This is a genomic window from Methylobacterium sp. WL103 (genome assembly GCF_008039885.1).
In the GTDB taxonomy this organism is placed as follows: Bacteria; Pseudomonadota; Alphaproteobacteria; order Rhizobiales; family Beijerinckiaceae; genus Methylobacterium; species Methylobacterium cerastii.
Genome location: NZ_VRUX01000150.1, coordinates 1 through 8,533 on the forward strand (window position 1 = coordinate 1; position 8,533 = coordinate 8,533).

At 68.1% G+C, this 8,533-nt stretch carries 7 protein-coding genes and 1 pseudogene; 7 read left to right on the forward strand and 1 reads right to left on the reverse strand.

All coding sequences use genetic code 11. The features are described from left to right. From FV222_RS11470 to FV222_RS11500, 7 genes and pseudogenes are all read left to right on the forward strand, one after another. Positions 1 to 268, forward strand: a 268-nt coding sequence (locus FV222_RS11470; RefSeq protein WP_147814331.1) for an ROK family protein, incomplete at its 5' end; no start/stop codon positions are given. Between the two features lie 59 nt (positions 269 to 327). Next, positions 328 to 1,338, forward strand: a complete 1,011-nt coding sequence (locus FV222_RS11475; RefSeq protein WP_147764875.1) for a metalloregulator ArsR/SmtB family transcription factor — start codon at positions 328 to 330, stop codon at positions 1,336 to 1,338. 56 nt (positions 1,339 to 1,394) lie between these two features. Then, the gene (gene metF, locus FV222_RS11480; RefSeq protein ID WP_147752399.1) at positions 1,395 to 2,315 is read left to right on the forward strand and encodes a methylenetetrahydrofolate reductase [NAD(P)H]; all 921 of its coding nucleotides are present in this window, start codon (positions 1,395 to 1,397) and stop codon (positions 2,313 to 2,315) included. Positions 2,316 to 2,483: 168 nt separating this feature from the next. Then, entirely contained in the window at positions 2,484 to 6,236 is a 3,753-nt protein-coding gene (metH, locus tag FV222_RS11485) for a methionine synthase (RefSeq protein WP_147814333.1), read from the forward strand. Positions 6,237 to 6,310: 74 nt separating this feature from the next. After that, positions 6,311 to 6,448 (forward strand): annotated as a pseudogene (locus FV222_RS11490) (AbrB/MazE/SpoVT family DNA-binding domain-containing protein); the annotation flags it as partial. Positions 6,449 to 6,564: 116 nt separating this feature from the next. Then, positions 6,565 to 6,957, forward strand: a complete 393-nt coding sequence (locus FV222_RS11495) for a type II toxin-antitoxin system VapC family toxin (RefSeq protein WP_281406054.1) — start codon at positions 6,565 to 6,567, stop codon at positions 6,955 to 6,957. Between the two features lie 96 nt (positions 6,958 to 7,053). Beyond that, entirely contained in the window at positions 7,054 to 7,500 is a 447-nt protein-coding gene (locus FV222_RS11500; RefSeq protein ID WP_147752403.1) for a hypothetical protein, read from the forward strand. Between the two features lie 80 nt (positions 7,501 to 7,580). Here FV222_RS11500 and FV222_RS11505 read toward each other — a convergent pair whose 3' ends face one another. Then, positions 7,581 to 8,351: an IS5 family transposase gene (locus FV222_RS11505; RefSeq protein ID WP_246685425.1), complete on the reverse strand. Its 771-nt coding sequence runs from the start codon at positions 8,349 to 8,351 to the stop codon at positions 7,581 to 7,583. Between the last annotated feature and the right edge of the window lie 182 nt (positions 8,352 to 8,533).

The window sequence follows — 8,533 nt, forward strand, 5'->3', positions numbered from 1 at the left end:
GCGCGCAGGCGAGGCCGGCGCGCGGGCGAGCTTCGCCGCCTATCTCGACCGGCTTGGCCGCGGTGTCGCCCACGTGGTCAACATCCTCGATCCCGACGTGGTCGTGATCGGCGGCGGCCTCTCGCGGGTCCCGGAACTAATCGGCGGACTGCCGGCGGCGACCGCGCCGCACGTGTTCTCGGACCGCTTCGACACGCCGATCCGCGAAAGCCTGCACGGCGACGCCTCCGGCGTGCGCGGCGCTGCGTGGCTGTGGGATGCCGAATAGGCGTCGTGCTTAAGAAAAGGCGCTTGCCACAAGATGCGATCGAACATAAAGATATCTTTATGTCTCATGATCGCGCCCAGACGACGGCACCGGTCTCCTTCCCCGACGCCCTCGGTGTGCTCCGGGCGGCGGCTGAGGAGACGCGCCTGCGCATCCTGGCGCTGCTGTCGGAGGGCGAGCTCTCGGTCTCCGACCTCACCGACATCCTCGGCCAGTCGCAGCCGCGGATTTCGCGCCACCTCAAGCTTCTCGTCGAGGCCGGGCTCATCGAGCGCCACCGCGAAGGGGCTTGGGCGTTCTTCCGCTTGTCCGAGACCCGGGCCGGCCTCGTCGATCCGCTGATCGCGGGGCTCGCACGCGACGGCGCACCGCTCTCCGAGGATCGCGCCCGGCTCGATGCGGTCCGCAACCAGCGGGCGGAAACCGCCAAGACCTTCTTCGCGCGGCTCGCGCCGAAATGGGACGAGCTGCGCTCGCTCCACGTGCCCGAGGCCACCGTCGAGGCGGCTGTTTTGGCGGCGCTCGGTCCGCGCCCGGTCCGCAGCCTGATCGATCTCGGCACCGGCACCGGGAGGATGCTCGGGCTGCTGGCGCCGCTCGCCGCCCGCGCGACCGGCCTCGACTCGAGCCACGCCATGTTGTCGGTCGCCCGCGCCAACCTCGAGCGGATGGGCCTTTCGCGGGTCGACCTACGCCAAGGTGACATCCACGCGCCGCCCTTCGCCCGCGGAAGCTTCGACCTCGTGGTGGTGCATCAGGTGCTGCATTACCTCGACGAGCCTGGGCGCGCCTTGCGCGAGGCGGCCCGCCTCGTGGCGCCGGGCGGTCGGATGCTGGTGGTCGATTTCGCGCCGCACGACCTCGAATTCCTGCGCGAGTCGCAGGCTCACCGCCGCCTGGGCTTTGCCGCCGACCAGGTCTCGGGCTGGCTGGCCGAGGCCGGGCTCGACACCGAGGTGACCCGCGACCTCGCACCGACGGACAGGGCCCAGCTCACCGTCACCCTCTGGCTCGCGGCGGACCGCCGCGCGATGCCCGAGGCCATCCGACCCGAGCGCGCCGTCGCCTGAGGCGGCCAGATATCCGTGACGATCGTCTGAACCGAACGACATCGAGGACGAAGCCCATGCCGAACGCCATCCGCCACCGTGCCAGCCGCGACGGCTACCACCCGATCCGCGTCTCGATCGAGTTCTTCCCGCCGAAGACCGAGGAGATGGAGAAGATCCTTTGGTCCTCGATCGAGCGCCTGGCGCCGCTCGGGCCGAAGTTCGTCTCGGTGACCTACGGCGCAGGCGGCTCCACCCGCGAGCGTACCCACAACACCGTCGCCCGCATGGTGACCGAGACCGGCCTCAAGCCGGCCGCCCACCTCACCTGCGTGGACGCGACCCGCGACGAGATCGATGCGGTGGTGCAGTCCTACTGGGATGCCGGCGTGCGCCACATCGTGGCGCTGCGCGGCGACCCGGCCGAGGGCGTCGGCCACGCCTACCGGCCGCATCCCGGCGGCTACGCGCAGACCTCGGACCTCGTGGCCGGCATCAAGCGGATCGGCGACTTCAAGGTCTCGGTCTCGGCCTATCCCGAGAAGCACCCCGAGGCCGCCTCGCTCGACGCCGACATCGACGCGCTGAAGGCCAAGGTCGACGCCGGCGCCGACCAGGCGATCACGCAGTTCTTCTTCGAGAACGAGGTCTACCTGCGCTACGTCGACAAGGTGCGCGCCGCCGGCATCGACATCCCGATCATCCCCGGCATCCTGCCGGTGCAGAACTTCAAGCAGGCTGCCAACTTCGCCCGCCGCACCGGCGCCTCGGTGCCGTACTGGCTGGCGGCGCGGTTCGAGGGGCTTGAGGGCGACGTCGAGACTCGCCGGCTGGTGGCGGCGGCCGTGGCGGCCGAGCAGGTGCTCGATCTGGTGGACGAGGGGGTCAACGACTTCCACTTCTACTCGATGAACCGCTCCGACCTCGTCTACGCGATCTGCCATCTTCTCGGCCTGCGTGCCCAGGCGCCGAAGGTGATGGCGGCGAAGGCCGCCTGACGGCTCGACCGCTCCGTCATCCCGGGGCGCCGCAGGCGAGCCCGGGATCCAGACGCTCCGACCTTGCCGAAACGACTTCGACGACAGCCGAAACCGACCTCCCGGACCCGTCGCGGTTCTGGATTCCGGGCTCCGCTGCGCGGCCCCGGAATGACGAGTGAGACATCCATGACCGACCTCCGCCCCGTCGACGGCACCGAAATCGAAGCCGCCCTGCGCCAGCGCGCCAAGGAGAAGATCCTCGTCCTCGACGGGGCGATGGGCACCGTGATCCAGCGCCTCGGCTATGGCGAGGCCGACTTCCGGGGCGAACGGTTCAAGGACCACTCCCACGACCAGAAGGGCAACAACGACCTCCTGATCCTGACGCAGCCCGACGCGATCCGGCAGATCCACCTCGACTACTTCCTGGCCGGCGCCGACGTCTGCGAGACCAACACCTTCTCCGGCACCACGATCGCGCAAGGCGATTACGGCATGGAATCGGTGATTCACGAGCTGAACGCGCAAGGCGCGCGGCTCGCCCGCGAGGCCGCCAAGCTCGCCGAGGAGAAGGACGGCCGCCGCCGGTTCGTCGCCGGCGCCGTCGGCCCGACCAACCGCACGCTGTCGATCTCGCCGGACGTGAACAACCCCGGCTACCGCGCCGTGACCTTCGATCAGGTCAAGCAGGCCTATGCCGAGCAGGTCCGCGGCCTGATGGACGGCGGCGCCGAGCTGATCCTGATCGAGACCATTTTCGACACCCTCAATGCCAAGGCGGCGATCGCGGCCACCTGGCAGGTGTTCGACGAGCGCGGCGTCAAGCTGCCGATCCAGATCTCCGGCACGATCACCGACCTGTCCGGGCGCACCCTGTCGGGCCAGACCCCCGAGGCGTTCTGGAATGCGCTGCGCCATTGCCGGCCGCTGACCTTCGGCCTCAACTGCGCCCTCGGCGCCCGCGAGATGCGCGGCCACATCTCCGAGCTCTCCCGCGTCTGCGACACGCTAGTCTGCGCCTACCCGAATGCCGGCCTGCCCAACGAGTTCGGCCTCTACGACGAGAGCCCGGAGGCGATGGCCAAGCTCGTCGCCGAGTTCGCCGAGGGCGGCATCGTCAACATGGTCGGCGGCTGCTGCGGCACCACGCCGGACCACATCCGCGCCATTGCCGAGGCCGTCGCCGGCAAGACGCCGCGAGCGATCCCGACGATCGCGCCGCTGATGCGGTTGTCCGGCCTGGAGCCGTTCACGCTGACGAAGGAGATTCCCTTCGTGAACGTCGGCGAGCGCACGAACGTCACCGGCTCGGCCAAGTTCCGCAAGCTCGTCACGGCAGGCGACTATGCGGCGGCCCTCGACGTGGCGCGCGACCAAGTCGCGGCCGGCGCCAGCATCATCGACGTCAACATGGACGAGGGCCTGCTCGATTCCGAGAAGGCGATGGTCGAGTTCCTCAACCTCGTCGCCGCCGAGCCCGACATCGCCCGCGTGCCGGTGATGGTCGATTCCTCGAAGTTCCACGTCATCGAAGCCGGCCTCAAGTGCATCCAGGGCAAGGCGATCGTGAACTCGATCTCCATGAAGGAGGGCATCGAGAAGTTCATCGCCGACGCCAAGGTGTGCCGTTCCTACGGCGCGGCCGTGGTGGTGATGGCCTTCGACGAAGAGGGGCAGGCCGACACGCTGGAGCGCAAGGTCGAAATCTGCACCAAGGCCTACAAGGTGCTGACCGAGGAGGTCGGCTTTCCGCCCGAGGACATCATCTTCGATCCGAACGTGTTCGCGGTGGCGACCGGCATCGAAGAGCACAACGGCTACGGCGTCGCCTTCATCGAGGCCACCCGCATCATCCGCGAGACGCTGCCCCACGCCCACATCTCGGGCGGCATCTCGAACCTGAGCTTCGCCTTCCGCGGCAACGAGCCCGTGCGCGAGGCGATGCACGCAGTGTTCCTGTACCACGCGATCAAGGTCGGCATGGACATGGGCATCGTGAACGCGGGCCAGCTCGCGGTCTACGACCAGCTTCCGGCGGAGCTGCGCGAGCTGTGCGAGGACGTGGTCCTCAACCGGCGCGACGATTCCACCGACCGCCTGCTGGAGTCGGCCGAACGCTTCAAGACCGGCGCTTCGGCCCAGGCCAAGACCGCCGACCTGACCTGGCGCCAGAACACGGTCGAGAAGCGCATCGAGCATGCGCTGGTCAACGGCATCACCGAGTACATCCTCGCCGACACCGAGGAGGCGCGCCAGGGCGTCGAGCGCCCGCTCCACGTCATCGAGGGGCCGCTGATGGCCGGCATGAACGTGGTCGGCGACCTGTTCGGCTCCGGTAAGATGTTCCTGCCGCAGGTGGTGAAGTCCGCCCGCGTGATGAAGCAGGCGGTGGCCTACCTCGAGCCGTACATGGAGGCGGAGAAGCTCGCCAACGGCGGCGACGGCAAGCGCCGCGCCGCCGGCAAGGTGCTGATGGCCACCGTGAAGGGCGACGTCCACGACATCGGCAAGAACATCGTCGGCGTCGTGCTGGCCTGCAACAACTACGAGATCATCGATCTCGGCGTGATGGTGCCAGCGGCCAAGATCCTCGACGTCGCTCGCAAGGAGAACGTCGACATTGTCGGGCTGTCTGGGCTGATCACGCCCTCGCTCGACGAGATGGTGCACGTCGCCGCCGAGATGGAGCGCGAGGGCTTCGACGTGCCGCTGCTGATCGGCGGCGCCACCACCAGCCGCGTCCACACCGCGGTGAAGATCCACCCGTCCTACCAGCGGGGCCAAGCGATCTACGTCACCGACGCCAGCCGCGCGGTCGGCGTAGTGTCGAGCCTGATCTCCAAGGAGACCCGCGGCGGCGTGATCGAGAAGGTGCAGGCCGAGTACGCCAAGGTCGCCGACGCCCACGCCCGCTCGGAGCTCGACAAGCAGCGCCTGCCGCTCGCCAAGGCCCGCGCCAACGCCTTCAAGATTGACTGGACGGAGTACGCACCGAAGAAGCCGAGCTTCACCGGCACCCGCGTCTTCGGCACCTACGAGGTCGCGGACCTCGTGCCCTACATCGACTGGACGCCGTTCCTGCAGACCTACGAGTTCAAGGGCCGCTACCCGGCGATCTTCGAGGATCCGAACCAGGGGCCGGCGGCCAAAGCCCTGTTCGACGACGCGCAGGCGATGCTGAAGCAGATCGTCGCCGAGCGCTGGTTCAACCCGAAGGCGATCCTGGGGTTCTGGCCGGCCAACGCGATAGGCGACGACATCGCCCTCTACACCGGGGAGAGCCGGTCCGAGCAACTCGCCACCTTCCACGGCCTGCGCCAGCAGCTGTCGAAGCGCGACGGCCGGCCGAACACCTGCCTGTCCGACTTCGTCGCGCCGGCCGAGACCGGGATCGCCGACTACGTCGGCGGCTTCGTCGTCACGGCGGGCCTGGAAGAGGTGCGGATCGCCGAGAAGTTCGAGCGGGCCAACGACGACTACCGCTCGATCCTGGTCAAGGCGCTCGCCGACCGCATCGCCGAGGCCTTCGCCGAGCGCATGCACGAGCGCGTGCGGCGCGAGTTCTGGGGCTATGCGCCGGACGAGACCTTCGCGCCGGAAGACCTCGTGCGCGAGGAATACGACGGCATCCGCCCGGCCCCGGGCTACCCGTCGCAGCCCGACCACACCGAGAAGGTCACCCTGTTCGACCTGCTCCAGGCCGAGCGCCGCATCGGTGTGAAGCTCACCGAATCCTACGCCATGTGGCCGGGCTCGTCGGTCTCCGGCCTCTACCTCGCGCACCCGAAGGCACACTATTTCGGCGTCGCGAAGGTCGAGCGCGACCAGGTCGAGGATTACGCCGAGCGCAAGGGCATGGACCTCCATGCCGTGGAGCGCTGGCTCGGGCCGATCCTGAACTACGACCCGGCACGGTATCTGGCGGTGGCGGCGGAGTAGCGGGCCCGCCTCGCCCGTTTCCTGCCTGGACGCCATCTGCATATATCCCTTGGAAGATATGGCAGGTGGCAGTCATGGCCGACATCGCGAAGGTGTTCTGGTCCGGGCAATCGCAGGCCGTCCGCTTGCCGAAGGAACTCCGCTTCGACGCGGAGGCGGTGCGGATCAGGCGCGATGGCTACGCCGTCATCCTCGAACCGTTGGACGACGAGTAGGCGTCGTTTCCTCACCTGACCGACGAGGTCGCCACGGGCCTTCTCGCGGCCGTCGAGCAGGATTTGCCGCAGCAGGACCGACCCGGTCTCGATGCGCTCTTCGACAGAGGTTCCTGCTCGACACGAACGTGCTGATCGCGGTGATGAACCGGAGACCTGTCGTCACCGAAAAGGTCTTCGGCCATCCCAGACGCGCTTACGGCCTCTCCGTCATCGTCGCGCACGAGCTTCTGTTCGGAGCCTTTCGCGCTCTGCGCGTCGACGTCGCCCTCGAAGCGTTCGAGGGATTGCGCATGTCGATCGTGGATTTCGCGTTGGACGACGACCGCAAGGCGGGCGAGATTCGTGCCGCGTTCGCCGAGGCCGGAACGCCGATCGGCCCCTACGACGCGCTGATCGCCGGCCAGGCGCTCGCCCGAAACCTGATCCTCGTCACCCGCGACGTACGCGAATTCGCGCGGGTGCCGGGCTTGCGCGTCGAGGATTGGGAGGGTGGGGGCGCATAAGCCGGCACCTGTGTCCCAGTGGAGCTTGACCGGGCGGCCATCGCGGCTTCAATGCCCGGGCGGGATGGTCCGCGGGCGGGTTGCGTGGAGACGGGTATGCAGCGGCTGGCGTTCCTCCTCGCCGTCGCGACGGGCCTCGCGGTCACCGGCTGCACCGGCTTCTCCCACATCTCCAAGACCTACGTCAGCCTGACGCCGCAGGTAGTCACGATCTCCTGCAACGATCCCTACGAAGTCTACGACCAGCGCCAGCAGCGGCGGATGCTCGTCGTCTCGAACGCCCTGCGCGAGGTCACCGGCTGCGGCATCGGCGACCGCTACGCCGAGCGCGACCCCGGCGAGACGCGGGCGGCGCGTTTCCGCCTCGCGGCGCGGACCTACCTCGACGAGACCGTGCGCGAGGATTGCAAGATCACCGGCGAGGCGGTGTTTACTGACCTGCAGACCGAGTTCGTCTACGCCTGCGGCGGCCCGATCGAGTCGCGCACCGCGAAGGTGCCGCGCCTGCCCGGCCGCACAACCCCCGGCATCGGGCTGCGCTAGAGCATTTTCAAGCGAGGTGGAGACCGGCTCGCGTGAAGAAAATGTGACCAACAACAGGCTAGGGCGTAGTGAGGATTTAACTATTTGAGCCAGATGATGATGGCTGCCATGGTGACGAAGCTGAGGAAGTTGACGAGGAGCTTGTCGTAGCGGGTGGCGACGCGGCGGAATTGTTTGAGCTTTGCAAAGCAGCGTTCGATCAGGTTGCGCTCTTTATAGAGGTGCTTGTCGTAGGCGTGCGGCCGGCGCCGATTGGGCCGCGGCGGGATGACGGGCTGAGCCTCGGCGTCGAGCACGGTATCGTGGAAGTGTTCGGCATCGTAGGCCCGGTCGGCGATGACGTGGCGGCAGGCGAGCCCTTCGATCAGTTCGGCCGCGCGCAACACCTCGCCCTGCTGGCCGGGGCCTGCGAGTAACCGCACGGGGTTGCCCAGCGCGTCGCAGGCGAGGTGGATCTTGGTGCTCAGGCCGCCGCGGGAGCGGCCCAGGCCCTGGGCATTCGAGCCCCCTTTTCCCGGCGGGCTCCGGCGGCCTGCTGGTGGGCGCGCACGATGGTGGCGTCCACGCAGACCCATTCGAGGTCGGCCTCCTCGGAGAACCGCGAGGATGTCGGACAGCACCCCGCGGGCCATCCAGTCGTAATAGCGGCGCTTGACCGTCCCGACCTTGCCGAAGCGGTCGGGCAGGTCCTTCCAGCGCCCACCGGCCCGGGTCATCCACAGGACGGCATCCATAAACAGCCGGTTGTCCGTGCGCGGACCACGCTTGCCCTTGCAGCCGCCAGGCATCAGCGGCGCCAACCGTGCCCACTGCGCGTCGCTCAGGACATCGGGATCAGGCGCGACAGTCAAAGGCGGCTCTCCAAAAGCAGCCTTGAATCACATCAACGCCCGTGCCGAAATCCCCAATCGTTGAATCCTCACCACACCCTAGAGCATCTTCTGTGATCTAGCGATCACAGAAGATGCTCTAGGGCTTCGGCGCCTGCGGGAAGCTGCGCTCGGCGGCGTCGCCGGCGAGCGCAGCTTCCCGC